The organism is Pseudomonas danubii, assembly GCF_042980055.1.
Lineage (GTDB): Bacteria > Pseudomonadota > Gammaproteobacteria > Pseudomonadales > Pseudomonadaceae > Aquipseudomonas > Aquipseudomonas danubii.
Genome location: NZ_CP116502.1, coordinates 4170333 through 4195372, shown reverse-complemented (window position 1 = coordinate 4195372; position 25040 = coordinate 4170333). Strand labels below are relative to the sequence as shown.

Annotated in this window: 18 protein-coding genes and 2 pseudogenes; 10 read left to right on the top strand and 10 right to left on the bottom strand. The window is 64.3% G+C overall.

From position 1 onward, the window contains the following. Positions 1-189: 189 nt before the first annotated feature. The 6 genes and pseudogenes from PFZ56_RS19450 (at position 190) to PFZ56_RS19425 (ending at position 6314) form a co-directional block, all read left to right on the top strand. Positions 190-2112 carry a bifunctional diguanylate cyclase/phosphodiesterase gene (locus PFZ56_RS19450; RefSeq protein ID WP_102879651.1) on the top strand — a complete coding sequence of 641 codons (1923 nt, stop codon included), beginning with the start codon at positions 190-192 and terminating at the stop codon, positions 2110-2112. Beyond that, the gene (locus tag PFZ56_RS19445; RefSeq protein ID WP_170002477.1) at positions 2102-3097 is read left to right on the top strand and encodes a cytochrome c peroxidase; all 996 of its coding nucleotides are present in this window, start codon (positions 2102-2104) and stop codon (positions 3095-3097) included. Before PFZ56_RS19450 ends, PFZ56_RS19445 begins: the two co-directional genes overlap by 11 nt. Next, the gene (locus tag PFZ56_RS19440; RefSeq protein ID WP_170002479.1) at positions 3094-4899 is read left to right on the top strand and encodes a DAHL domain-containing protein; all 1806 of its coding nucleotides are present in this window, start codon (positions 3094-3096) and stop codon (positions 4897-4899) included. Before PFZ56_RS19445 ends, PFZ56_RS19440 begins: the two co-directional genes overlap by 4 nt. Then, positions 4896-5288, top strand: a pseudogene (locus tag PFZ56_RS19435) (response regulator transcription factor); the annotation flags it as partial. The gene PFZ56_RS19440 and the pseudogene PFZ56_RS19435, both read left to right, overlap by 4 nt. Positions 5289-5492: 204 nt before the next feature. Beyond that, positions 5493-5579: pseudogene (locus PFZ56_RS19430) on the top strand (hypothetical protein); the annotation flags it as partial. 270 nt (positions 5580-5849) lie between these two features. Further along, positions 5850-6314, top strand: a complete 465-nt coding sequence (locus PFZ56_RS19425; RefSeq protein ID WP_372819938.1) for a sensor histidine kinase — start codon at positions 5850-5852, stop codon at positions 6312-6314. A gap of 76 nt (positions 6315-6390) precedes the next feature. On the opposite strand, the gene PFZ56_RS19420 is transcribed toward PFZ56_RS19425, so the two are convergent. From PFZ56_RS19420 to PFZ56_RS19390, 7 genes are all read right to left on the bottom strand, one after another. Further along, the gene (locus PFZ56_RS19420) at positions 6391-8961 is read right to left on the bottom strand and encodes an EAL domain-containing protein (RefSeq protein ID WP_110651537.1); all 2571 of its coding nucleotides are present in this window, start codon (positions 8959-8961) and stop codon (positions 6391-6393) included. Positions 8962-9198: 237 nt separating this feature from the next. Then, the gene (nudK, locus tag PFZ56_RS19415; protein ID WP_170002481.1) at positions 9199-10170 is read right to left on the bottom strand and encodes a GDP-mannose pyrophosphatase NudK; all 972 of its coding nucleotides are present in this window, start codon (positions 10168-10170) and stop codon (positions 9199-9201) included. After that, a complete protein-coding gene (locus tag PFZ56_RS19410) occupies positions 10167-11156 on the bottom strand; it encodes an SMI1/KNR4 family protein (RefSeq protein WP_170002483.1) in 990 nt (329 codons plus the stop codon). Before PFZ56_RS19410 ends, nudK begins: the two co-directional genes overlap by 4 nt. A 68-nt stretch (positions 11157-11224) precedes the next feature. Continuing rightward, positions 11225-11536 (bottom strand): AzlD domain-containing protein, encoded by a 312-nt coding sequence (locus PFZ56_RS19405; RefSeq protein ID WP_162884178.1) that lies wholly within the window; start codon positions 11534-11536, stop codon positions 11225-11227. Next, positions 11536-12234 carry an AzlC family ABC transporter permease gene (locus PFZ56_RS19400; protein ID WP_102879658.1) on the bottom strand — a complete coding sequence of 233 codons (699 nt, stop codon included), beginning with the start codon at positions 12232-12234 and terminating at the stop codon, positions 11536-11538. The genes PFZ56_RS19405 and PFZ56_RS19400 overlap by 1 nt, the downstream gene beginning before the upstream one ends. Positions 12235-12510: 276 nt before the next feature. Beyond that, positions 12511-13707: an enoyl-ACP reductase FabV gene (gene fabV / locus PFZ56_RS19395; RefSeq protein WP_102879659.1), complete on the bottom strand. Its 1197-nt coding sequence runs from the start codon at positions 13705-13707 to the stop codon at positions 12511-12513. A gap of 277 nt (positions 13708-13984) precedes the next feature. Further along, on the bottom strand, positions 13985-15016 hold the full coding sequence (locus PFZ56_RS19390) for a lysozyme inhibitor LprI family protein (protein ID WP_170002485.1): 1032 nt from the start codon (positions 15014-15016) through the stop codon (positions 13985-13987). A gap of 211 nt (positions 15017-15227) precedes the next feature. Here PFZ56_RS19390 and PFZ56_RS19385 point away from each other — a divergent pair, with 211 nt between their 5' ends. From PFZ56_RS19385 to PFZ56_RS19370, 4 genes are all read left to right on the top strand, one after another. Then, positions 15228-17720: a phospholipase D family protein gene (locus tag PFZ56_RS19385; protein ID WP_110595540.1), complete on the top strand. Its 2493-nt coding sequence runs from the start codon at positions 15228-15230 to the stop codon at positions 17718-17720. Next, entirely contained in the window at positions 17717-19300 is a 1584-nt protein-coding gene (locus PFZ56_RS19380; RefSeq protein ID WP_170004998.1) for a hypothetical protein, read from the top strand. The genes PFZ56_RS19385 and PFZ56_RS19380 overlap by 4 nt, the downstream gene beginning before the upstream one ends. Before the next feature lie 74 nt (positions 19301-19374). Further along, complete coding sequence (locus PFZ56_RS19375) at positions 19375-20115, top strand: ABC transporter substrate-binding protein (RefSeq protein WP_110651531.1); 741 nt, start codon at positions 19375-19377, stop codon at positions 20113-20115. A 122-nt stretch (positions 20116-20237) separates the two neighbouring features. Further along, positions 20238-21050, top strand: a complete 813-nt coding sequence (locus PFZ56_RS19370) for a DeoR/GlpR family DNA-binding transcription regulator (protein ID WP_170004996.1) — start codon at positions 20238-20240, stop codon at positions 21048-21050. Between the two features lie 353 nt (positions 21051-21403). Here the strand turns inward: PFZ56_RS19370 and PFZ56_RS19365 are convergent, their stop codons facing one another. From PFZ56_RS19365 to PFZ56_RS19355, 3 genes are all read right to left on the bottom strand, one after another. Then, a complete protein-coding gene (locus PFZ56_RS19365) occupies positions 21404-22471 on the bottom strand; it encodes an alpha/beta fold hydrolase (RefSeq protein ID WP_102879662.1) in 1068 nt (355 codons plus the stop codon). Between the two features lie 234 nt (positions 22472-22705). Continuing rightward, positions 22706-23503, bottom strand: coding sequence for a 2-oxo-tetronate isomerase (gene otnI, locus PFZ56_RS19360; protein ID WP_170004994.1), 798 nt, complete (start codon positions 23501-23503; stop codon positions 22706-22708). Between the two features lie 21 nt (positions 23504-23524). After that, positions 23525-24988, bottom strand: a complete 1464-nt coding sequence (locus PFZ56_RS19355) for an SLC13 family permease (protein WP_213666261.1) — start codon at positions 24986-24988, stop codon at positions 23525-23527. Positions 24989-25040: the final 52 nt, after the last annotated feature.

The window sequence follows — 25040 nt, the reverse complement described above, 5'->3', positions numbered from 1 at the left end:
CCCTGTCCTGCATCTCGTTCCCCGGACAGCTCCGCCCGGCCAGCGCCCAGCGGCGCTACAGCCCAGACAATCCTAGCTATTTTTTTGATTTTCACCCGGGGATGTAAATCGAAAAAACCTCGTACGGCGCATGTTCCAGTGACTATGCTCACAGCGTTGGACGCGCGCTCAGAACACTAGGGAAAGTCAATGGACACTGGCTGCGACGCACAGACAAGTTCGCAAGACCCCTCGGACTCACCATCTGCGAGCGTCAACCGACGGGTGCTGATTGTGGATGACAGCCTCTCCATTCATGAAGACTTCCACAAGATCCTCATGCCCTCGCAGAACCTGGCCCTGAGCCAGGTCGAAGACCAGTTGTTCGGCAGCGTCCCCCCCCGCCCGCTCCAGGTGTTCAGCCTGGATTCGGCGTTCCAGGGTCGCGAGGCCCTGGCCATGGTCGAGTCGGCCCTGGCCCGAGACACACCCTATGCCATGGCCTTCATCGACATGCGCATGCCGCCGGGCTGGGACGGCCTGGAAACCATCGAGCAATTGTGGAAGGTCGACCCGGATCTGCAGATCGCGCTGTGTACCGCCTATTCGGACTATTCCTGGGAAACCATGGCCGAGCGCCTGGCCTTTGGCGACCAGTTGCTGATCCTGAAAAAGCCCTTCGACAGCCTGGAAATCCGCCAGATGGCCAGTGCCCTGACCTGGAAGTGGCAGATGACCCAGGATGCGCGGCACAAGCTCGACGATCTGCAGCGCACCATCGAGGAACGGGTCGCGGAACTGCTCAAGGTCTCCCACCTGCTGCACTACGACACCCTCACCGGGTTGCCCTCCAGCGCCTTGCTCGGCGATCGCCTGGGCCAGGCCATGGCTCGGGCCCGGCGTTATGGGCAACAGCTGGCGGTGATGTTCCTCGGACTGGACCGTTTCAAGCGGATCAACAATGCCCTGGGCTACCCGGCCGGCGACGAGTTGCTCAAGAGGATCGCCCACAGCCTGCAGCACGGCATGCGCGAGTCGGACTCGGTGTTCCGCTACGGCTCCGACGAATTCGTGGTGCTGCTCCATGATCAGGAGCCGCCGCCCCAGGTCCGTAGCGTCGCCGAAAAGCTCCTGGCGACGGTGAGCCAGCCCCACGATGTGGCCGGGCACGATCTGCGGGTCACCGCCAGCCTGGGGATCAGCCTCTACCCCGAGGATGGCCAGGATGCCCTGAGCCTGATCAAGAAGGCCGAGATGGCCATGCGCAACAGCAAGGAGCAGGCACCGGGGGGCTACGGTTTCTTTACCGAGGACATGACCCACCGCGCCCGGGAACGCCAACACCTGGAATCGGGCATCCGCCAGGCCCTGGAGCGCCAGGAGTTGAGTTTGCACTACCAGCCCAAGATCCACCTGGCCTCGGGCCAGGTGGTGGGCGCCGAAGCGCTGATTCGCTGGTTCAGCCCACAACAGGGCTGGATCAGCCCCGCCCAGTTCATTCCAGTGGCCGAGGACAGTGGCCTGATCAACCGGATCAGTCAGTGGGTAGTGGGCGAAGCTACCCGCCAGTCCCGTGCCTGGCAGCAGGCGGGACTGGCGCCGATCCGCCTGTCGGTCAACCTCTCGGCCAGCGACTTCAGGCAACCGCAACTGCTCCAGCAGTTGCAGCGAGCACTGCTGGACAGTGCCCTGGACCCGACCCTGCTGGAACTGGAAATCACCGAAGGGGTACTGATGCAGAACGTCGAAGCCACCCTCGCCACCCTGCAAGCCATCAAGGCCCTGGGGGTGCGCCTGGCGGTAGACGATTTCGGCACCGGCTATTCCAGCCTCAGCTACCTGCGCAAGTTCCCGGTGGACGTGCTGAAGATCGACCAGTCCTTCATCCATGGCCTGAGTCACGAGCCCAAGGACGCCGCCCTGGTCAGCGCGATTATCCAACTGGGGCGCAGCCTGAACCTGAGCATCATCGCCGAAGGGGTGGAAACCCAGGAACAACTGGCGTTCCTCAAGCAACAGGGCTGCGAGGAAGGCCAGGGCTATTACTTCAGCAAGGCCCTGCCGGCCGACAGTTTTGCCCGCCTGCTGCGGGCCCAGGCGTCTCAGAAGCAGGTAGCCGACCATGACCGCTGAACAGCAGCCCAGACAACGCCAACGCCGCTCGCACAGCCTCATCGGCCTGCTGTTCTGGGCGATGGCCGCTGTCGCCCCGCCGGCCTTCCCGGCACCGCTGGACGAACCGCTCAAGCCCCTGCCCGCAGTACCCACCCTCGATCCCCAGCGCGTGGAGCTGGGCAGGCGGCTGTTCAACGAGCCGCGCCTGTCCCTGGACAACAGCCTCTCTTGCGCCAGCTGTCATCGGCTGGACCAGGGTGGGGCCGACGCACAGGTCAAGTCCCAAGGCATCAAGGGCCAGCTCTCCCAGGTCAACACCCCCAGTGTGTTCAACGCTGCGCTGAACTTTCGCCAGTTCTGGGACGGTCGCGTCGAGACCCTACAGGCGCAGATCGACAACGTGGTGCAAAGCCCCACCGAGATGGGCAACAACTGGCCCAACCTGCTGCGCACCCTGAATGACGACGCCAGCTACCGCCAGGCCTTCGGCGCGCTGTACCCGGACGCCATCACCGCGGCCAACGTGCAGGACGCCCTGGCCAGTTATGAACGGACACTGCTCAGTGCCGGCTCGCGCTTCGACCAGTACCTGCAAGGCAACACCGAGATCCTCAGCCAGGAGGAGAAGTACGGCTACCAGCGGTTCAAGGACTACGGCTGCATCGCCTGCCATCAAGGGGTCAATATCGGCGGCAACATGTTCCAGAAGTTCGGCGTGATGAATGACTACTTTGCCGACCGGGGCAACCCCACCGACGCCGACCTGGGGCGTTTCCTGATCACCGGCGACGAGCAGGACCGCAACGTGTTCAAGGTCCCCAGCCTGCGCAATGTGGCGGTCACTGCCCCCTACTTCCACGACGGCTCGGCAAAAACCCTGGAACAGGCCGTGGAGGTGATGTTCAAGTACCAGTTGGGCCGTACCCCCAACCCCCAGGACACCCGCCTGATCGTCAAGTTTCTCCAGACCCTCACCGGGCAATGGCAGGGCAAGCCGCTATGAAGTTGCGCCGCCGCTGGCCCTCCACGCTCCTGACCCTGGTGGCCCTGGGCCTGGTCCTGGCGCTGGCGTTGCTCTACTTCAAGACCATGATCGGCCAATCCCCGAACTTCGCCCTGTCCCGGGACCTGATCGGCCAGATCAAGCAATTGAACGCCCAATGGGAAACCGAAGTGCTCAAGGCGCGCATCGCCATTACCCACGACTACGATCCGCTGGTGCAGCCGGTGCAGCAGATCAACCAGGTGTGGCAGCACTTCGATCAGCTCTCGCAACAGGGTCACAGCGACCCGGCGGCCTGGCAGGCCAGTCACCAGGCGTTCCTCAATGCCTTCCAGGAAAAAGCCGGCCTGGTGGAACGGTTCAAATCCCACAACGCGGTGCTGCGCAACTCCCTGGCATTCCTGCCCTACGCCGAGGACGACATCCAGCGCCGGCTGGCCGACCTCGATGATCAGCAGCGACTGGCGCTGCAGAATTTTGCCATCGACACCTACGACCTGCTGCTCAGCAGCCTGGAGTTCGCCCAGATCTCCAGCAGCGACAAAGCCGCGGACATCCTGGTAGGGCTGAACAAACTGACGGTCAACAAGGAACGCCTGCCCCCCGCCATGCACGAACCGGTGGACATCCTCAGCAAGCACGTCGCCGTGATCCTGCGCGAGCAGCCGGTGGTCAATGAACTGCTGGAGCGGCTCACCTCGGTCCCGGTGGCCGAACGCCTGGACGACATCACCCGCCTGCTCAACCACGACCAGCTCCAGGCCGACCTGCAGGACCAGAAGTCCCACCAGTATCTGCTGGCATTCTCGGTGCTGCTGGTGCTGTTGATCCTCTATCTGGCGATCCGCCTGATCAGCAGCTTTGCCGTCATCCGTCGGGTCAACACCGCCCTGCAGAGCGCCAATGAACACCTGGAGCAGCGGGTCGAGGAACGCACCCGGGAACTCAAGGAGGCCCAGAGCGAGTTGCTGGACGCCGCGCGCCAGGCCGGCATGGCGGAAATCGCCACCAATGTCCTGCACAACGTCGGCAACGTGCTCAACAGCGTGAACATTTCCAGCGAGATGCTCAGCCGCACCCTGCGCTCCAGCAAGGCTCAGGGCCTGGGCAAGGCGATGGAACTGATCAATCAGCATCAACATGATCTGGGGCATTTTTTCAGTGAGGACGAAAAAGGCAAGCTGCTCCCCGGCTACCTCAACCAACTGGTACAAGCCATTGCCAGCGAGCAACAGGGCATGAGCAGCGAACTGGCCCAGCTTGGGCGCAGCGTCGACCACATCAAGGAAATCGTCGCCACCCAGCAGTCCTACGCCGGGGCCTCGCGGCTGATCGAGCCGTTGCAGGTCGGCGAACTGATCGATGACGCCTTGCGCATGAACTCCGGCGCCCTGGCCCGGCATCAGGTTACGGTGGTCAAGGACTACACCCAGGTGCCACCGGTCCTGGGTGACAAGCACCGCCTGCTGCTGATCCTGATCAACCTGATCAGCAACGCCAAGTACGCCATGTCCGATCTCGACGAACACTCCCGGACCCTGACCCTGAGTGCCCATGTGATCGACAACCGGACCTTGCGCATTCAAGTCCGCGACCGCGGCGAAGGCATTGCCGCCGAGAACCTGACGCGAATCTTTGCCCACGGTTTCACCACCCGCAAGGAAGGACACGGCTTCGGCCTGCACAGTTGCGCCCTGGCCGCCATGGAAATGGACGGACAGCTCAGCGTGCACAGTGACGGGCCGGGGCTGGGAGCGACCTTTACCCTGGACATACCGCTGATCAGCGCTGAGGGCCAATGATGGACGATCTGAGCAACCGGCGAATTCTGCTGATCGACGACACCCCGTCGATCCACGACGACTTTCGCAAGATCCTCACCCCGCCTGCGGCGGACGCCAACAGCCTGGACGACCTGGAAGCGCAGTTGTTCGGCGCCCAGGCCAAGCCCCGGCAACAGCCCTTTGAACTGGACTCGGCCTACGGCGGCCAGGAAGGCTTGAACAAGGTCTGCCAGGCCCTGGAACAGCAGCGCCCCTATGCCCTGGCCTTCGTCGACATGCGCATGCCCCAGGGCTGGGACGGAGCCCAGACCATCGAGCGCCTCTGGCAAGAGGACCCGCGCCTGCAGGTGGTGGTGTGCACCGCCTATTCCGACTACTCCTGGGAGGACCTGCTGGAGCGCCTGCAGGGCCACAACCGCCTGCTGATCCTGAAGAAGCCCTTCGACAACATCGAAGTCCAGCAGATGGCCAGCACCCTCACCAGCAAATGGGAGATGACCGCCCGTGCCCTGCTGCAGATGCACCATCTCGAAGACCTGGTGGAGCAGCGCACCGAGGACCTGAGACAGGCCGGCGCGGCCCTGCAACAGGAAATCGACGAGCGCAAGCAACTGGAAAACCAGCTGGTGCAATCGGAGAAACTGGCCTCCCTCGGGCAACTGGCGGCCGGGGTCGCCCACGAGATCAACAACCCCATCGGCTTCGTCGCCTCCAATCTCGGCAGCCTGGCGGGCTACCTGGAACAGATCAGCCAGCTGCTCACGGCCTATCGCCAGAGTGAAGAGGCCATCGCCGCGCCGGAGTTGCGCAAGCGCCTGCAAAGCCTGCGCGAAAGCATCGACCTGGACTTTCTCCAGGAGGACATCCCGCTGCTGATCAAGGAGTCCAAGGACGGCATCGGCCGGGTCGAGCAGATCGTCAAGGACCTGAAGAATTTCTCCCGGGTCGACAGCGACCAGCATTGGCAAATGGCGGACCTGCAGCAGGGCATCGACTCGACCCTGAACATCGTCGCCAGCGAACTCAAGTACAAGGCCGACCTGATCAAGCACTACCAGCCGCTGCCAGAGATCGAGTGCCTGCCCTCCCAGCTCAATCAGGTGGTGATGAACCTGGTGATCAATGCCGCCCAGGCCATAGGCCCCGAGCGCGGCACCATCACCCTGAGCAACGGCGTGGCAGGCGACCGGGTCTGGCTGGAAGTCAGCGACAGTGGCTGCGGCATCGACGAGCAGCACCTGCAGAAGATCTTCGACCCCTTTTTCACCACCAAGCCGGTGGGCCAGGGCACCGGGCTGGGCCTGTCGCTGTCCTACGGGATCGTCAAGAAACACGGCGGGCAAATCAGCGTCCGCAGCCAGTTGGGGGTGGGCAGCACCTTTCGGGTGGAACTGCCGATCCGTCAGGGTCCCCATCGTCCGGACCCGGCCTGAACCGGGCACGCCCTCCCCGTGCCTGGCGCTGATTGCGAGCGCGGCACAACGGCCAGCGAGCGCTGCAAGGTCCGCCTTAAGTGGTAAAGCGGCTGGCCTGGGACAGCTCGGTGCACAGCCTCACCCAGGCGTCGCTGTCCAGAGGCGGACTCAGGTGCGGCCCCTGGGCCTGATCGCACTGAATGTCCTGCAGCGCCTGGTACTGCTCCGGGCTTTCCACACCTTCGGCAATCACCTTCAGACTCAAGGCATGCCCCAGATCGACGATGGCCTGGACAATCGAATGCCCGGCCTGATTGCCGCCCAGTCCCGCCACCAGGCTGCTATCGATCTTCAGGCCGTCCAGGGGAAAGGTCCGCAGGTACTGCAGCGCCGAGTAGCCACTGCCGAAATCGTCCATCAGCAGTTGCACCCCAAGGGCCTTGAGCCCCTGCATGATCTCCAGCACCTGGCGACCGTCGTCCAGCAGCGCCTTGTCGGTCATCTCCAGCACCAGCCGCGAGGGCGCCAGCCCGCTCTGACCCAGGACGGTCCTGATCCTGGCCACCAGTTGCCCGCGCTGGAACTCGGCGGCCGACAGGTTGACCGCCAGCAGCAGGCGTTCGGGCCAGGCCCGGGCCGCGCGGCAGGCGGCGTGCAGCACCCAGTTGCTCAAGGGCAGGATCAGCCCGGTGTCCTCGGCAATCGGTAAGAACACCTCGGGCCCCAGCAGCCCACGCTGGGGATGCCGCCAGTGCACCACCGCCTCGGCGCCCACCAGCTGTCCGTCCGCCAGCCGATAGCGTGGCTGGAACTGCAGCAGCAACTGATCCTGCTCGATGGCGTGGCGCAGGTCGCGCTCCAGGCCGCGGCGTTCGATGATCCGCACATTCATGTCGCTGGCATAGAACCGCCAGGTACTGCGCCCCGCCGCCTTGGCCTCATACAGGGCGATGTCGGCAAAACGCAGCAGCTCCTCCGCCAGGCTGGCATCCACCGGCGCCCGGGCAATGCCGATGCTGGCACTGATGAAGACTTCATGCTCGGCAATGTAGAACGGCTCTTCGATCCGCTCGATCAGGCGCCGGCACAGGCCTTCGATCTCGGGTTGGGCAACCTGCCCCGGGACCACCAGGACAAACTCGTCGCCCCCGACCCGGGCCACCAGATCCTCGCCCCGCAGGCATTGGGCCAGACGCTGGGACACCTCATGCAGCACCTGGTCGCCCGCCGCATGCCCCAGCAGATCGTTCACCGGCTTGAAGCGATCGAGGTCGACGCTGAGCATCAACAAGGGCTCCTGTAGGGTCGGCAGGGCCAACAGCTTGCCTTCGAGAAACTCCTGCATGCGCGTACGGTTGGCCAGTCCGGTGAGGGCATCGTGCTGGGACAGGTACTCGATCCGCCGCCTTGCGGCGACCTCCTCGGTGATGTCGCTGGCGGTGCCCCGATAACCACCGGCGGCCATGGCTCGCACCGAAAGGCGGCAGATCCGCGGCTGCCGGTGGCCATCCAGGTAAGCGCATTGCAGGATCGCCTGGGAACGCCGCTCCGGGGCCGCCAGCCAGTTGAGCAGCGACCCCTGCTCGGAGCTCAGCAGCTCGTTCATCGGCCGCCCCAGCGCAGACTCTCGGGAGAGCCCGGTGACCACCTCGAAACGCTCGGACAAGTAGGTGAAACACAAGTGCCGGTCCACTTCCCAGATCCAGTCGGACGCTGCTTCGGCGACGTCGCGAAAGCGTTCTTCACTGGCCAGCAAGGCGCTACGACTGACCCGCAGGGCCTGGACCTGATCGTCCATGACCCGGGCCGCCGCGCCGGCCCGGCGCAACAGAAAGCCGGCCATGATGCCCGCCAGCAGGCCCGCCAACAGCAGCAACGGCATCACCAGTACCAGCAACTGATGCCCGGGGCGTGTCGGTTGCCATTGCAGGACTCCGGCGCCGTCGGGCAGGGTCAGGGACGGCAGTGCGGCGGCCTGCACGGGGCCGGCCACCTGCAACTGTTCGATGCCCAGTCCCTGCCCCAGCGCCAACAATCGCGACGGTTCCAGGCGCGCAACGAAAATCAGCACCGACTGAGGCCCGCTGTCGGCACGCACTTGCGGGTCGTTGCCTGGGTTCAACAGGTCGGCGACCACCAGCGCCGGGGTCCCGGCGATGGCATGGTAACGGCTGATGGCCTTGCCGCCGGCTTGCGAACGTACCTCCTGCACCAGGGGCGCCAGCTGTTCCCCCAGCCAGTCCCGGGCATCCATCGACTCCAATCGCCCAGCCACCAGGGAATACACGGTGCGGCCTGCCGGACTGATCACGAACACGCCGTCAAAACCCAGGTCGTGGTACAGGGTCGGACCGAAGTTCTGCCGGGTGTAGGCCCAGTCGAGGTCGACCTGCAGGTGCAGGTGCTGGTAGGCGTCACCCCACAGGGCATAGTCCTTGAGCGTGGTGCGGGCATTGCTGTCCAGCGATTGCAGGGCCTTTTCGATATCCAGGCGATTGTGCTGTTCGGCGGAAAGGTTCTGGTCGAGGGCGATGTACACCAGCAGCAAACCGGTGAAGAGGAACAGCGCCAGCAGCAGCCCCGAGCACCCCAGCAAGGTGGCACGAGTCAGCGCCTGATTGGAGGTGCTGCGTCCTTGAGATGGGTCCTGACCGAGGTTTTCCATAATGCTCCAGGCGCCATGGCGACAAACCGACCGGTGAGGCCCTGCCCCACACAGTCCTTGACGAAGCTCGCGCTTGCCTATTGACGATAGACAGTATTTTCCCGCGGGGCCTGGAAATGCCGGGTGCACGAAGGCTGCGGCTGTGGTGAGGGGGTTCTTGAAAGGTGGGGTGCAGGTGCGGTGCTGGCGCTGACGGCCAGCGCAGGCGATCGATCCGACCACCCGCGCTGCACTGAATCAGTCGTCGGAATCAGCCCGGAGCGCGCCCGGCGTCACAGCCGGCAATTGCTCCACCCGGTGATAGACACTCAGGCCCAGGCGCTCGGCGACCCGCACCATGGCGTCGCAGCCCGCCGAGGCCGCGCCGATGCGCAGCACGGCATCACAGCGCTCCAGCAGGCGTTCGGCATAGGCGTGGAACTGCGCGTTGTAGATCTCATCGCCCACCGCCAGGGACCCCGCCAACCGGGTCATGGGCAACGCCACCCACTCCCCCAGCACCGGAAAATGCCCGGCCGCCAGCACCTGGGCGGCGCACTGCTCCATGGCCGCGACATTGCGTGCCAGCACTGCCGGATCGTCGCCGCTGCCAGAACGGTACGGGCCGGCCACCAGCACCATCAGGCTGCGCGGCTTGAGCACATGCAACTGCAGGTATTGCAGGAGCATGATGGTCTTGCCGTCGACGATTTCGCCGCTGTCGATCATGCCCAGGGCCTGGTCGATGTCCAGCTCCAGGACCTCGATGTCCTCGCCTTCGTGCTCCAGTCCGCCGCCTTCATCGATGCGGTCCTCGGCCTGGTAATGACCGATGAAGAAATGCACCCGCTCGGTCACCGAACCCGGGCTCATGAAGGCCTCGAAAACCTTCTGCACCTCGCCTACCCGACAACCGGTTTCCTCCTGCGCTTCCTGACGGATGCGCACCTCCGGGCTGGCGTTGTCCAGCAGGCCGGCAGCGGTCTCGATCAGGTAGCCGTGGTGGTCGTTGACGAAAGCCGGCATGCGGAACTGCCGGGTCAGCAGCACCGTGCGCCGCTTGAGGTTGTACAGCAGGATGGTCGCGCCATTGCCCCGGTCATAGACCTCACGGTCCTGGGCCTGCCAGCTGCCGTCGCGGCGACGCAGCTCGAAGCTGTACTTCTTCAGCACGTACCAATTATCAGAAAGGGTCTGTTCGGCGGTGATGCGAATCGATGCCTCGCTCATGGCTGCTCCTGAGGGTCTGGGCTGAGGGGGCGAAACCCCGAGAGTTGTTCCAGCAACTGCGCGCGATAGGCTGGCGTCAAGACCAACCCGTCCGCCGCCTGGCGCATTTGGCCGCCGGCCAGCCGTGCCCGAAACCAGTCGCGGATGAAGTCCGGGGCGTAGCCACCGGTGCCGAAGCCCTTGGCGAAGGCGATCATGTCGCAGTAGACCTGCAGGTACGACTCTTCGTCGTTGACCGGATAGCAGTTGCGGTACAGCCAGAACTGCAAGTCATACAGAAGTTGCGACAGCGGATCGGCATGCAGCGCGAAGTAGCGTTTTTCATGGACGATGCGCAAGGCGATCTGGCGGATCAGCGGCCCCAGGTCGGGCACTTCGTGGAACTGTTCGAGCAACTCCTCCAGCAGCGCTGAGAACGGCGCGCTGGCGACCTTGTCCAGATCGTCCAGGTAATCCTGCTCCGAGGTGTCATAGACCTCGGGGGACACCAGAGCGCGGATAAAACTTTCGAAATCCGGCGCCAGCACGGTCACTGCGTAGTCGCGTTCCTGATCCACGTGCACCACCCGCGGCTCGCCCTCGGGGCCGCATTCGCGGTAGTCCAGAGCCACCATGTCGTGCCCGGCAGACGGGCAATTGCAGATGTACACCCCGAGGTCCGGGTAACCCCATTTCTCGATTTTGAAACGACTGCCCAGGCTGCCGCCCAACGAATAGGCGGCGTCGCGGCCAATGCTCAGGAAGCTGTCGATCGCGCAGTGGTCCTCAGCCCAGGAGGTGCCTTGTTCGGTGGGGCAACAGCACAGGTGCGGGCGCCCGCCGTTGTAGCGATTCATGAACGCCACATAGGACAGCGGCAGGCGATAGCCCAGCTCGGCTTGCAGCTCGGCGATCATGGCGGCGCTGGCCGGTGCCTGGTTGATCTTGCAGTGGGTGGCCCTGTCCCAGAACGCGTCCAGGTCGATATCGTGGGGGAAGTCGCTCATCCGATGCATCCGTTGCGGTTTAAAGGTCGGCCTGCGCCGAAAGCGGCACAGGCTAGCGCAAATGGCCCTCAGAGCCACCAGCGCAGAAAGAAAAAGAACCCCATGCTCAGCAACATGCTGACCAGGGTGTTGCGGGTGTAGATCACCAGCGCAATGGCCACCAGCGAGCTCAGCAGGTAGGGATTGTCCCAGTGCAGGTTCAACTGGTGATCGGGCATGAACACGATCGGCCCGCAGATGGCGGTGAGCATGCCCGGCACCGCAAAGCCGAGGAACTGCCGGGCATTGCTGCTCAGGCGCAGCGGCAGGCGCGGTTCGAGAAACACGTAGCGATTGAGAAAGACCAACAGGCCCATGCCGAAGATGACTGCCCAGACCATCATGCTTGCCCCCGATACAGTTTGTTGCAGACAAAACCCGCGGCCATCCCCGCCAGGCCCGACAACACCAGCGCCGAGCCCCACTGCCAGTAACTGAACAGCACCGAGCAGAACAGCGACACTGCGACACAGACCACGGTGGGCACATTGCGCACCAGCGGCGTGATCAGGGCGATGAAGGTGGCGGCGATGGAAAAGTCCAGGCCCAGGTGCTCCAGGCCCGGAATGCTCTTGCCCAGCACGATGCCCAGCAAGGTGAACAGGTTCCAGGCCACATAAAAGGTCAGGCCCACGCCCAGGGCGTACCAGCGGTCGAACTGCTGCTTGTCGTGGGCGCTGGTCAAGGCGAACAGCTCATCGGTGAGCAGAAAGCCCAGGCCCACCCGCCAGCGCCCGGGCAAGGGCGAGATCACCGAGCGCAGGCTCATGCCATAGAGCAAGTGCTGGGAGGTGAGCAGCAAGGTGGTCAGCAGGATCGAGAAGATCCCTGCCCCGCCCTTGAGCATGCCGATGGCCACCAGTTGCGCGGCGCCGGCAAAGACGATGCTCGACAGCCCCTGGCCCTGCAGCGGCGTGAGATTGGCTTCGATGGCCATGGAACCGGCCAGCAGCCCCCAAGGCGCGGTGGCCAGGGACAGCGGCATGATGGCGATGGCGCCGCGGATAAAGGCGGCACGAGGTAAGAGAACGCTGGACATGACACCCTGCACACAGATAACGGACGCTGACTGTGCCATCTGCCGGTGCCCCCTGGCTTGAACAATCTTGCGCAATTGCCCCGCCCCCGTAGGAGCTGGCTCCTACACGACAGCAGAACCTACCTGTAGGAGCTGGCTTGCCAGCGAAGGCGTCTCCAAGACCAGCACAAGACGTGCGGGCCTCTTCGCCGGCAAGGCGGCTCCTCGATGAAATACGGGGGCAGAAACGACAACGCCCCTCACGAAGGAGGGGCGCTGGCTGACGCTAGACGCGGATTACAACTGGATCAGGTTGCTGATCTTCACGTCCGGATCGACGTCGGCTTCGTAGTCGACCCCTTCGATCTCGAAACCGAACAGGCGCAGGAACTCTTGCTTGTAACCGACAAAATCGGTCATCTCGTAGAGGTTCTCGCTGGTCACCTGGTCCCACAGTTGCTTGACCCGGTCCTGGACCTGCGGTTGCAGCTCCTTGTAGTCGGCACGCAGGCGGCCTTCCTGGTCGATCACCGGCTCGCTGTTGTACAGGCTGTCCTTGTACAGGCCGTAGACCTGTTCGATGCAACCTTCGTGGCTGCCCTGCTCTTTCATCACCTTGAACAGCAGCGACAGGTACAGCGGCATGATCGGGATCGCCGAGCTGGCCTGGGTGACCACGGCCTTGAGCACCGACACCCGAGCGTCGCCGCCCAGCTCGGCCAGTTGCTGGCGCATGCCGATGACTTTCTGGTCCAGGTCCTTCTTGGCTTCGCCAATGGAGCCGTTCCAGTAGATGTCGTGGGTCAGCTTCTCGCCCAGGTAGGTGAAGGCGGTGGTTTTCGCGCCTTCGGCCAGCACACCGGCTTCGTGCAACGCGTCGATCCACATCTGCCAGTCTTCGCCGCCCATCACTGCCACGGTGCCGTCGATCTCTTCCTGGGTCGCCGGCTGCAGGGTGGTTTCCTTGACGATTTCCTTGTCGGTGTCGACACCGCGCAGGGTCACGGACTTGCCCAGGGGCTTGAGGGTCGAGCTCAGCACTTCACCGGTCTTGGGGTGGGTGCGGCGCGGCGCCGCCAGGCTGTAGACCACCAGGTCGATCTTGCCCAGGTCGCGCTTGATGGTTTCGATGGTTTCGGCCTTGACCGCGTCGGAGAAGGCGTCGCCGTTGATGCTCTTGGCGTACAGGCCCTTTTCTTCGGCGAACTTGTGGAACGCCGCGGTGTTGTACCAGCCGGCAGTGCCCAGTTTGCCGTCAACGCTGCCGCGCTCGAAGAACACCCCCAGGGTGTTGGCGCCGCAACCGAAGGCCGCGGTGATCCGCGCGGCCAGGCCGTAACCGGTGGATGCGCCGAGGACCAGCACGTTCTTCGGCCCTGCGTCGATGGCGCCCTGCTGGGTGACGTAATCGATCTGCTGCTTGACGTTGGCTTCGCAACCCACTGGATGGGTCGTCACACAGATAAAGCCGCGAACGCGGGGTTTGATGACCATTTACAATCTCCCAATTTCAATGTGCCAGGCGCCGGTAACGGCGGCGGCAGTGTCACTTGCTAAGGTCGTAGACGCTCACAATGGCTTCGCGTCACCAACTGATGGAATTTGTCCGGCAGGCCAAGGCTTGGCGCCCCTGTGCCGGCACCCTCGGGGCGATATCCAGGCGGCCCGGGCCGAGACTCTAGCAGCTGCACCGGCCGGCTTCAGCATCCACCCGGCGAAATTTCTGCCGCCACGTTCATCAACAGATGATGAGATCCGGCCCGCCTGTGCTTCAGGGCATCATGTCCAGCGGCAGTTGCTGGCCCTGGCTGCGCGCCTCGTACCAGCGCTGTACCACGTCCGGCAGGCGCTGCTTCCACTCAGGCTCGGTGGTGTAGTAGCGCACCCGCACTTCATCGGTAGGGCCCACCACTGCCAGCAGCGCGACCCACAACTCGCCCTTGGCACCGCGCACGAAAATCGCCGCATTGGTATTGGCCAGCCCCTGCAGCCACATATCGGTGACCTCGGCGCCGTTGAGCTCGGCCGAGGCGTCCTGGGAGAACACCGAGCCGCTGTCGAGCAGGGTCTGGTAATCCTTTTGCAGCAGCTTGCGGGCGCGCAGATCTTCTTCCTCGGTACGCACCAGGGCGGTGGAGAGCAAATCGTACTGGTGCTCCAGGATTTGCCGGGAGGCCACATAGAGCCCGTCGTAATACACCCCCGAACCGGCGCCGCAGGCATAGGAATCGCCCTCCTGGGTCACCTGCAACAGGCCATTGCGCGGGGTCAAGCGCAGCTGGCAGCCCTCGACGCTGTAGCGCGCTTCACCGTCCTTGAGCTGCAGCTTGCCCGCCAGCGCACCGGAATTGGCGCCGCCCATGGCCGACAGGTCGAAGCTCAGACGATCTTCGCCGCTGCGCCGGATCACCAGCTCACCGCCGTAGAACGGGCTGACCGAGACCCGCTGCCAGGTGCCCTGCCAGTTGAACGCAATATTCACATAGCGCAGCACCATCAGCCGGCTCAGGTATTGGCTGCGCAGACAGCCCAGGTCGGCCTGGCACTGGTCGCGCTGCTTGAGCCATTCACGCTGCCCCAGGCGCAGCGCCTTGAGGTCCTTGGCCTCGGCCAGGGTCGCCGTCCAGGCCTTGCCCAGCTGGCTGTCCAGCCCGGCGGTATAGGGGTCGGCGCAGATGGCCTTCTCACTGGCACTGGCGGCCTTGGCGCAGTCGAAGCTGCTGGCCTGGGTCGCGGTGGCACAGGCCAGGACAGCGAGCAGCAAGCCACTGGCCCGCAGTGGACGTACAAGGGAGGCGGACATGGTTCGATTCCATTCAAAAAGGGCTTTGCAAGAATACCTGCGTCGACTTCTTACTCACGAAGCATTCATGAAAAAAATCCCTCTGCCCCCTCCTTCCCGGCCTCATGCCCCCCCATGCAAGCACTGTGACATCACCGACACTTGCAACAGCGCTGCGTTGCCCGATAATCAGCCACCGACTTGAGCCTCGCCCCATGGACTGGAGAACACGATGGCGTCCCCCCCGAACCCCCCAGGCCCGAACGGACCGTCGCCACTGCACTTCATCGAAAACGGCCCGTGGAAAGAGGCCCTGTTCACCACCTATGCCCTGAGCCTGACCTACTTCGAAAGCTACGTGCTGCCTCGACTGCGCGAAGCCGGCTGTGAAAAAGTCACCCTGCTGGTGGATATCCAGGGTTACCGCGCCTCGATGATGGAATTGCGGGCGCGGCATGTAGGCAAGGACTACGCCTTGATTCCGGTCCGGGTCAAAGACGGCATTTTCCACCCGAAGATCACCTACCTGCGCGGCGAAGATCAGGACCTGCTGATGGTCGGTAGCGGCAACCTGACCTTTGGCGGCCACGGCGGCAATGTCGAGGTACTGGAAGTCCTCAGCGCCGGGGAGCAGCCGGGGGCTTTCGCCGACTTCGCCGACTTCCTGGAAAATCTCTGCACCCGGCCGCACCTGCAGATCGCCGACGACAGCGCCCTCTTGCCCTTCATTCAACGGGCCCGGGCCCTCAGCCAGCAGTTTCATGATCAGGCGCCACCGCAGCCGGTGGAACTGCTGCATTCCCTGGACACCGCCATCACCGAGCAATTGATCGAGCGCGCCGCAGGCCGGCGCTGGCACAGCCTGCTGCTGCTTTCGCCCTTCCACAGCCGTGATGGACAGTCCCTGGGCCATCTGCTCAAGACCTTGAGCATCCCTCGGCTCACCGTGGGGGTTCCAGGCAACGGCGTCTGCTCCTTTCCCCTAGAGCAGACCAGGGACTGGCCAGTCGAGATCGACTGGGTGACGCCCAAGGTCGAACACAACCAGCGACGGCTGCACGCCAAGTGGCTGGAGTTGCGCGGCGCCGGCAGCTGGACCCTGACCGGCAGCGTGAATGCCACCCGGACCTCCATGGACAGCACCGACAACGTGGAAGTGGCGGTGCTGCGCAAGCTCGACAGCGCCACGGATGAGTGCTGGGAGCCCGTCGAAGCACCGCGCTATGAAGCGGACGCCTTCGAGCGCCAGGACCAGGAGGCGACCCTGTGCGTCTATGCACGCCTCAACGAAGAACAGCAACTGGAAGGCCGGCTGATCGGTCAGCAAGCGCTGGCCGGAGAATGGCTGGCGATCCTGGAGTGCGCCGAAGAAGTCCTCGAAACGGCGCCACTGCAACTGACCGCGCAAGGCGGCTTCGTCTGGCCGCTGCAGCGGACCCTGGACACCAGGCTGGACGAGGGGCTGCAACTTCGCTTGGAGCGCGCGACACAAAGTGCCCGAGGCTGGGTCTGCATTGACGCCTACCTGAGCATGCCCCTGCCGATTCGCAGCCTGTGCGGGGCTCTGGGCCGACTGCTGGGGGGCAACCAAGCCCAGGGCGACCTGCAGATCCTGCTCAACTGCCTGGTGCTGCACGCGCAACAACTGCCCGAAGAGCCCGATGCACCGCTGCGCACTGAGCCCGCCACGACGCCCGTCAACCCGCCAGGCGGCACCGAGCCGCCTGCGCTACAGCCGCCCCAGCGCCCTCGCCACTGGCTGCCGAGCGTGGCCAAAGCCGCTACCGGCCGCGACGGCAGTTGGGCGTTGCTCCAGGCCATCGCAGGCTTGCTGCACCACGCCAACCCCGGGCAAGGACCCGTGGGGCACGGTGATGCGGCACCTATCATCGAGCTGGACGATGGTCGAGAAGACGGCGACTTCGATCCGGCGTCGGACCCCAACCTCGAATCGCTGCCCTCTCCCAACCTGATCAACGAGTTCAACCAGACCCTACAGAGTCTGGTCAACCTCAAGGGCCTGAGCAGCCGCAAGAAAGCCCAGCTGCTGTATGTCTGGTGCCATGTCGCCCTGGACTTCTATCTGCGTCGCTTGCACCTGCCGGCCAATGCCCGGGATTTTGCCCAGCGCTGGCTCAACTGCGTCGACCATGCCCAACTGGCCGCCGAAGATCGCCCACTGGTGGACGAAGCGGTCTACGGCCTGGCCGCCACCCTGGCGCTGCCGGGCAGGCTGGCCTCTAGCACAACCCTGGGGACGCTGGACGCCACCACCCTGCATGAGTACCTGGAACGCTACGGCCAGGGGCCCGTGGACTTCGTCCAGGCCCGGCACCTGGCACAACGCTGGTTCAACCAGGAACCTGCGCAACGGCTGGTGGACCACGGGGTGGCCGAGGCCCTGGAAGCCCTGGACGCGGTGCAACACACCAGCACCTTGCGGGCGTTGCTCAGCAGCTACATCGAAGATCGCCAACAGGCCCGTCAGCAACGGCTGCCGGCAAATCGTTTCACCCCAGAAGAGATCACCGCGTTGCAGCACATCCACTCCCCCAATCGCCCGCGGCCGGGTTATTACCGCGTCAACCATCGCACCATCAGCAGTTGCCCCAATACCCGCTGGTGCTGCGCCCCGGTGGAGCGCGAAGCCCTTGCCCGCCTGACGCAACGCCGCATCAGCCACTGCCAGTATTGCCAGGCCCTGATGGTGTCACTCGAACCATGAGCCCATTGCCTCAACGCGCCTTTTTCGTCTCCCCGTCCGTGCGTGAGAGCGGCGGCGTGGATTACCTCGGACTGCGACAAGCCAACCTGGAACTGATGGACCAGTTCATGCCGGGGATCAACAACGGCACCCAGTGGATTCGCCCGTATTCGGTGATGTGCTGGGCGGTGTGGATCTTCAATCAGCACAGCCAGACCTACTCGGGCGAACTGTCCGCGGGTCAGCGCTTCCAACGGTTCAGGGAAAAGATCGAGGTGCTGTTCGGCTGGAGCCATCAGTTGGTCGGTGACGGTGCCTACATGGCCGGTAATGGCCAGTACAGCCCGCCCGGCAAAGGCCCTTTCCCCCTGGACTTCAAGGCCTGGCATCGCGGCCCCAGCTGGTTCGATGCGGTGCAGTACGGCCCCTCGTTCAAGCCTGACACCGGCCTGGGCCTGGCCTGGCCGCAACCCGACGGCACCTACGGCGTCACCGAAGCTGGTGAAGCACTGGCCCGGGCCCTGGATAAAGGTTTGCGTACGCTGGCGCTCTATCCGTGGCTGATCTGCGTCGAAGACCTGCAGGGCAGTGTCGAGCAGGCCGGCGCCGTGCATATGAAGTGGGGGCGCAATTGGCCAACTCGCCAGGAAGCGCAGATTTTTCGCGACGAGTTCTACCCACCTGCGGGAACGGCGAAAAACCCCAGGGCCAGCCACCGCGAATGTTCCATCAACCTGATCCGCGCCACGTTGCAGGTGCTGGGCAGCGAAACCAGCCTGCCGGTGCTGCGCCGGGCCATGGCGCTGCTGCCCCTGTCCGACTTCCCGGCCGAGCAGGTGGCCGGACTGGCCCCGACCCAGGCACTGTGGCGAGTCCTGCAATTGCGTCAGGCCCAGCGCCTGGCCTTTGAAAGCCTGTTCGGCTGGATGGAACTGCATATCGCCCAGGGCCTGCACAGCAGTGAGGCACTGCGCGACCGACTGCTGTCCCTGGACTGCATCCCACTGCGGGCCGAGAGTTCGGTGCAAGCGGTCCTGGAACACTACCGGGCCTTGTCCCCGCAGGCCGCGAACTTGCTGGAGGCGGGGCTGCAAGTGGCCGAGCTGGATCTGTTCGAGCGCATCGACCATCTGCAGGAATACATCGACAACCACGACGAGCAAGCCGCCGGCGAGGCCTTGCAGTTGCTGTTTCTGGTGGCGGCCATCACCCAGGACCTCAGCGCCTGCCCCCGGCACAGCGCCTATCTGGACCAGGGGGGCCAGGCGCGGCTGTCATTGCAGTACTGGGCTCGCTCACTGCAGCGCAAACAACAGATCAGCCTGGCGGAACTGGTCCTCAACCTGATCGAGAACAACCTGCTGAGCCAGCACTTCGGCATCGCCGCCATGCGCATGACCGAGGCCAAGCCAAGGCTGCGCATCAGCCTCGAGGACCAAGGCCTGGTTTCCCTGCTGTCCGGTACCGACAAGGCCTGGCAACCCAGACTGACCGAAGACCGGCTGTATTCAACCCTGGCCTTGATGACGGAAAGCCGGCTGCTGCAGTGTCGTCAGTGTGACGAGACCAACACCCGGCTCTATCAGCGTGCCGACCCATGACGCCGTATTTTTTCTGGCGACGCCTCGTGGAGGCTCGTACTAAGCTTTGCTCTTCTGTCTATTCAAGGAACACGATGAACTGGGTACTGGGGACCATGCTGTCGCTGTTGAGTCTCACCGCTCACGCTGGCGAGTTGCGCATGCTGACCGACAACCACCCGCCGCTGCACTTTCAACAGGGCGAGCACATGACGGGCTTCGCTGTGGAGGTGGTGCAAGCCCTGGCGCAACGCACCGGTGATCCGGTGCAGGTCCAGCAACGGCCGATGTTGCGCGCCTTGCGCGATGCCAGCGAGGCCGAAGACACCGCGGTGTTTACCATTTTGCGCACGGCCGAGCGCGAGTCGCGCTATCAGTGGGTGGGGCCGCTGATGCAGACCGAAACTGCGCTGTACGCCCGCACTGGCGACCACAGCGCGGTCACCGACCTGCACCAGACCCGCGGGCAGATTGCCGTACCGCGCAAGTGGCTGGTCTACCGCTACCTCAAGCAACAGGGGCTGGACAATCTGTGGGGGGTGGACAGCCCGCAGGTCATGATTCGCCTGCTGCAACTGGGACGGGTGCAATACCTGGTGGCCGACACCATGAGCGTCAGCACCTTCGCCGCCGAAGAAGGCATGCCCTTCGATCAGTTGAGCTACCAAATGCCGCTGATGCGCCAGGACGCCTACATTGCCTTTTCCCCCAAGGTCGACGCCGCCCGGGTCGCCCGCTGGCAGCGGGCCCTGGAGGCGATGAAACGCGATGGCAGCCTGCAACGGCTCAAACAGCGCTGGCATATCGACCGCACTGCCTGCTCAAGCAACTGCTGACGACGGCCTCAAGATAGAATTTGCTGACTCGTGAACGGCAGTAAATCTCGTCCGCGGCGGCGAGTTTCGCTACTATGACGAGCCCATTTCTGTCTTTGCCGACCCGCCAATCCGGAGCCCCAATGCCCAGTCCCAAGGACCTCGCCACTGACAGCAACGCCCCGATGATTCCGGAACAGCGCCGCGAGCAGATCCTGCGCCAATTGCGCAAGCATCAGGTACTCAGCGTGCACCAGTTGATGGAGATGTTCGACTGCTCACACATGACGGTGCGCCGGGATATCGCCCTGCTGGAACAGGAAGGCCGCGCCCATTCGGTGACCGGTGGCGTGCGCATCGCCAGTCAGTTGCACAGCGAGCCCAGCCATCAATCCAAGGCCGTGGTGGAACTGCCGCAGAAGCAGGCCATGGCCAAGCTCGCGGCGAGCCTGTTGCACGCGGACATGACGGTGTACCTGGATGCTGGCACCAGCACCCTGGAGATCGTGCCCTACATCAAGGCGCTGTCGGGCATGACCGTAATCACCAACGATTTCGGCGTGGTCCAGGCGTTGCTCGACGCGCCCCAAGTGACAGTGATCCACACCGGTGGGCAGCTGGACCATTCCAACCATTCCTGCGTTGGCGGGCTGGCAGTGGCGACTCTGCGCCAGGTGGTCACGGACGTGGCCTTTATCTCCACCAGTTCCTGGGACCTGCGCCGGGGCCTCACCACGCCGTCGGCGTTGAAGGTCGAGGTCAAGCAGGTGGCAATGCAATCGGCGACCCAGGTGGTGCTGGTGGCCAGCAGCTCCAAGTACGGCACCTTCGGCATGTACAAGATCGCCGACCTGGAGCAGTTCGACATCATCATCAGCGACGCGGCCCTGGCCCCCGCAGCGGCGGACGGCATTCGCAAGCACGGGGTGGAATTGCTGCTGCCGGCACCATCCTGAGCCAGCGATAGCCCCCAACACCTGCAATCCGTGGCCAGGGAACGTGCTCCCGCTCATCTGCGCAGCAGACGCAATGCCTGATGCCCCTCAATCCCCGAAAGGTCGCGCCGTCCGGGTTTGGGGCGGCGGCGCCACCTGGCATGAGCACGCTGCCTCGCCACAAAGAGTGAACAGCCCTCCCTAGGCGTTGTACGAAAAGCCTTGATACTCGGTGAAGCTGCGTGGAAAACGGTCTCGTGCGCGAGTCCGATCGGAAGGCTCATTTACACCCCGTAAAGTCGAACGCGACCCTGGCCGTTCCTCGACCGTTTTCGCCTTGCCTGACCTTTGTCTCAACACTGTTCGGACAGAGCCTAGTGGGCTCTCTCAGTGTCGGCCATGAACTGCCCCAGCTCACGAGCATAGAACCGGGCCATGCCGGTGGTGCCGTGCCCGCGAGTTTCGGCGCTGGCGGGAATCAACAGCAGGCGAGCATCTTTCACTTGCTTGAGCGCCGCTTGCAGGGTGCCGGTTTCCGGCGGGTTGCGCTCATCGTCCGCGGCGTTGATCACCAGCACCGGCGCCTGGATCTTGCTTAACCCCGGCGCGGCGTTGTAGTCCGCCGAAGACTGCCACTGGTAGATGAAGTCGTTGGCATCGGCGGTCTGTGGCGCCTTGAGGCGTTCATCCACCAACTGGTCGGCCTGGGCCCGGGTCGGCGCCAGGGCCTGATAGGCCAGGGTGCCGCCGCTGGTGCCAGTGGCGAACAGCGCATTGGCCAGACGCAGAGACGGCGGTTGGACCCGGTAATTGCCGTTGTCCCAGGCCGGGTCCTGCTTGATCGACTCCACCAGCAGCCGGCGCATCATCCAGTTGCGCGAGGACATTTCCCCGGGCTGGGAGGCCATGGGCACCAGGGCGTCCATCATCTGTGGCCATTGCTGGCCCCAGAGCCAGGTCTGCATGCCGCCCATGGAATTGCCGATGATCAGGCGCAGGTGCTTGACCCCCAGCCCCTCGGTGACCAACCGGTACTGGGCCTGGACCATGTCGTCGTAGTTGTACTGGGGAAACCGCGCGCGCAGGCCATCGGAAGGCTTGCTCGACTGGCCGACGCCAATGCCATCGGTGGCGATGATGTAATACTTGCTCGCGTCCAGAGGTTGCCCCGGGCCGAACAGCTCGCCACCAAAATCCTTGCTCAGCAGGTCGCTGGCCGGCCGGTAGGTGCCGTGCAGGTAGAGGATCGCCGGGTGCTTGGGGTTGCCCAGGGTGATGTAGTGCAGTTTCAGGTTGGCGAGCTGTTCGCCGTTGTGAAAGGTGAATTGCGGGGCAACCCAATCGCCCTCGGTGGCCGGCGGCAAGCTCGCGGCCGCGGCCAGGGACATACCGCCCAGGGACAAAATCAGGCCGAGCGCGGCCCGGCAGGCAAGACGCTGCATGGAAAAACTCCTGTGTTTATCGCTACGAATCATCGCAAGCCGTTCGTGGCCTTCGTACCCTCTGTAGCCGCTGCCGCAGGCTGCGCAAGGCACCGCAGGGGCCTCGGCGGTCGGGGAATCGCTGCGAGCCTACGGCTCGTTCGCAGCCTTCGGCAGCGGCTACATAAAGCGATGCCCGCAGGGCCTTGCGCGACGTTCCCCAGATACCTTTTCCTGCGCAACCTGCAGTAGCGGCTACACCGCCGAGCCTTGGCGCGCCTGCCAGTCGCGCAGCCATTGCAGGCCAGCGGAGGTGTCGCCGCGGGGGCGGTATTCGCAACCGACCCAGCCGTCATAGCCAAGCTCGTCCATCAGCTGGAACAGGTAGGGATAGTTCAGCTCGCCAAGGTCCGGCTCGTGACGATCCGGCACCCCGGCGATCTGGATATGGCCGATGCCCGCCAGGTCCCGACGCAGCTTCACCGCCAGGTCGCCTTCGACGATCTGGCAGTGGTAGCAGTCGAACTGCACCTTGAGGTTGGCCGCACCGACTTCCTTGCAGATGGCCTGGGCCTGGTCCTGGCGATTGAGGAAGAACCCCGGCATGTCACGGGTGTTGATCGGCTCCAGCAGCACGGTGATCCCGGCCTTGGCCGCCTGGGCCGTGGCATGGGCCAGGTTCTCCAGGTACACCGCGTGATGGCGGGCCCGGTCCTGTTCCGACGGCAGCAGGCCGGCCATCACGTGAATCCGTGAATTGCCCAGCACCGCGGCGTACTCCAGGGCCTTGTCGAAGCCCTGGCGGAACTCTTGCTCGCGTCCGGGCAGGGAGACGATGCCCCGCTCCCCCGCCGCCCAGTCACCGGGGGGCGCGTTGAACAGCGCCTGCTGCAGGCCATGATCGTCCAGGTGCTGCTTGAGCACCTGGGGGCTGTAGTCGTAGGGAAACAGGTACTCCACGGCCGTGAAGCCGTCTGCCGCTGCGGCGGCGAAACGTTCAAGAAAGGCATGTTCCGGGTAGAGCATGCTGAGGTTGGCAGCAAAACGAGGCATGGGAACTCCTGGGACAAAGGGTCAGACAAACGGCCAGATCAGCAGGGTAATACAGAACCCCAAGGTGCCGAGCAAAGTGGTAATCACGGTCCAGGTACGCAGGCCATCGGCGACGTTGAGCCCAGCCAGCTTGGTGAAGATCCAGTACCCGGCGTCATTGATGTGGGACATGGCCAGCCCGCCACCGCCCATGGCCAGGCACAGCAGGGCCATGTGGTTGGGGCTCAGGTCGAGGGTGGCGATCAGCGGCGCGATGATGCCCGCCGTGGTCACCAGGGCCACGGTGGTGGAGCCTTGCACGGCGCGCAGCAGCATGGTCAGCAAAAAGCCCAGGGCCAGGACCGGCAGGCCGGTGGTGCGCAGCATGTCGGAGACCACGGCACCGATCCCGGTGTCCACCAGGACCTTGCCGAACACCCCGCCGGCACCGGCGATCAGGATCACCATGGCCACCCCGGGCAAGGCCGAGCCGATCACGTCGGAGACCTGGCTGCGGCTCCAGCCGCGGCGCGAACCCAGCAGCCAGGCACAAAGCAAGGTGTCCAGCAGCAGCGCCACCAGCGGTGCCCCCAGTACGGTCAACACGCCGCGCAGGGTGGATTCCAGAGGCAGCAAGGACGTGGCCAGGGTGCCCAGCAGGATCAACACGATAGGCAGCAGGATCAGGCTGACGATCAGGCCGAAACCCGGTGGCGGCGCCGGCGGCAGTTTCGCCGCCAGAGTGCCGGTGGATTCCTCCAGGCCCATATGGGCCACGGCCGCCAGTGCTTGCGGGCTGGCCGATTGCTCGGCGCCACTGTTCCAGGCCGCCAGGTCTTCATTGGTGACATGCGGGCCATAGACTTCGGCGCGGATATCGTCGGTCATCGGGTAGTTGCGCCGGGTCATGCGCCCGGCCACGCGGTAGCCGACGTAGCACAGCAGCGCGGTCAGCGGCAGGCCGAACATCAGCACCCGACCCAGGTCCGCGCCCAGTTGGCTGGCCGCCGCCACCGCGCCCGGATGGGGCGGCAGGAAGGCGTGCACGGTGAGCAACGCGGCACACATCGGCAAGGCGAACACCAGCAGCGGCTTGCGCGCACTGCGGGCCACGCCGTAGGCCAGGGGCATGAGGATGATCACCCCGACCTCGAAAAACACCGGCACGCCGATGATGAAGCCGGCGATGGTCAGGGCCAGGGGCGTGCGGCGGTTGCCGAAGCGCTCGATCAGGGTCTTGGCCAGGGCCTCGGCACCGCCGGACAGTTCGATGATGCGGCCAATCATGGCGCCCAGGGCAATGATGATGGCGATGTGGCCAAGGGTCTTGCCCATGCCGCCTTCGATGGTGGCCACCAGCTCCGCTGGTTTCACCCCGGCCACCAGGGCCACTAGGATGCTCACCAGCATCAGCGCGACAAAGGGTTGGAACTTGTACTTGAGCACCAGAAACAGCAACAGGGCGATACCGGCCCCGGCGGTGATCATCAGAATCAGCGGGCTCATTGGGCAAGCCCTCCACCCAGTGGTTGGCAGGTGTTGCAGGTGACGCTGGGAC

What these genes read in the sequence shown, in the direction of transcription:
- PFZ56_RS19410 (WP_170002483.1), bottom strand. Translation starts at nt 11,156, where the DNA reads ATGAGCGACTTCCCCCACGATATCGACCTGGACGCGTTCTGGGACAGG.
- PFZ56_RS19380 (WP_170004998.1), top strand. Translation starts at nt 17,717, where the DNA reads ATGAGCCCATTGCCTCAACGCGCCTTTTTCGTCTCCCCGTCCGTGCGT.
- PFZ56_RS19390 (WP_170002485.1), bottom strand. Translation starts at nt 15,016, where the DNA reads ATGTCCGCCTCCCTTGTACGTCCACTGCGGGCCAGTGGCTTGCTGCTC.
- otnI (WP_170004994.1), bottom strand. Translation starts at nt 23,503, where the DNA reads ATGCCTCGTTTTGCTGCCAACCTCAGCATGCTCTACCCGGAACATGCC.
- PFZ56_RS19385 (WP_110595540.1), top strand. Translation starts at nt 15,228, where the DNA reads ATGGCGTCCCCCCCGAACCCCCCAGGCCCGAACGGACCGTCGCCACTG.
- PFZ56_RS19405 (WP_162884178.1), bottom strand. Translation starts at nt 11,536, where the DNA reads ATGGTCTGGGCAGTCATCTTCGGCATGGGCCTGTTGGTCTTTCTCAAT.
- PFZ56_RS19365 (WP_102879662.1), bottom strand. Translation starts at nt 22,471, where the DNA reads ATGCAGCGTCTTGCCTGCCGGGCCGCGCTCGGCCTGATTTTGTCCCTG.
- PFZ56_RS19370 (WP_170004996.1), top strand. Translation starts at nt 20,238, where the DNA reads ATGCCCAGTCCCAAGGACCTCGCCACTGACAGCAACGCCCCGATGATT.
- PFZ56_RS19445 (WP_170002477.1), top strand. Translation starts at nt 2,102, where the DNA reads ATGACCGCTGAACAGCAGCCCAGACAACGCCAACGCCGCTCGCACAGC.
- fabV (WP_102879659.1), bottom strand. Translation starts at nt 13,707, where the DNA reads ATGGTCATCAAACCCCGCGTTCGCGGCTTTATCTGTGTGACGACCCAT.
- PFZ56_RS19425 (WP_372819938.1), top strand. Translation starts at nt 5,850, where the DNA reads ATGGCGGACCTGCAGCAGGGCATCGACTCGACCCTGAACATCGTCGCC.
- PFZ56_RS19375 (WP_110651531.1), top strand. Translation starts at nt 19,375, where the DNA reads ATGAACTGGGTACTGGGGACCATGCTGTCGCTGTTGAGTCTCACCGCT.
- PFZ56_RS19440 (WP_170002479.1), top strand. Translation starts at nt 3,094, where the DNA reads ATGAAGTTGCGCCGCCGCTGGCCCTCCACGCTCCTGACCCTGGTGGCC.
- PFZ56_RS19450 (WP_102879651.1), top strand. Translation starts at nt 190, where the DNA reads ATGGACACTGGCTGCGACGCACAGACAAGTTCGCAAGACCCCTCGGAC.
- PFZ56_RS19400 (WP_102879658.1), bottom strand. Translation starts at nt 12,234, where the DNA reads ATGTCCAGCGTTCTCTTACCTCGTGCCGCCTTTATCCGCGGCGCCATC.
- PFZ56_RS19420 (WP_110651537.1), bottom strand. Translation starts at nt 8,961, where the DNA reads ATGGAAAACCTCGGTCAGGACCCATCTCAAGGACGCAGCACCTCCAAT.
- nudK (WP_170002481.1), bottom strand. Translation starts at nt 10,170, where the DNA reads ATGAGCGAGGCATCGATTCGCATCACCGCCGAACAGACCCTTTCTGAT.
- PFZ56_RS19355 (WP_213666261.1), bottom strand. Translation starts at nt 24,988, where the DNA reads ATGAGCCCGCTGATTCTGATGATCACCGCCGGGGCCGGTATCGCCCTG.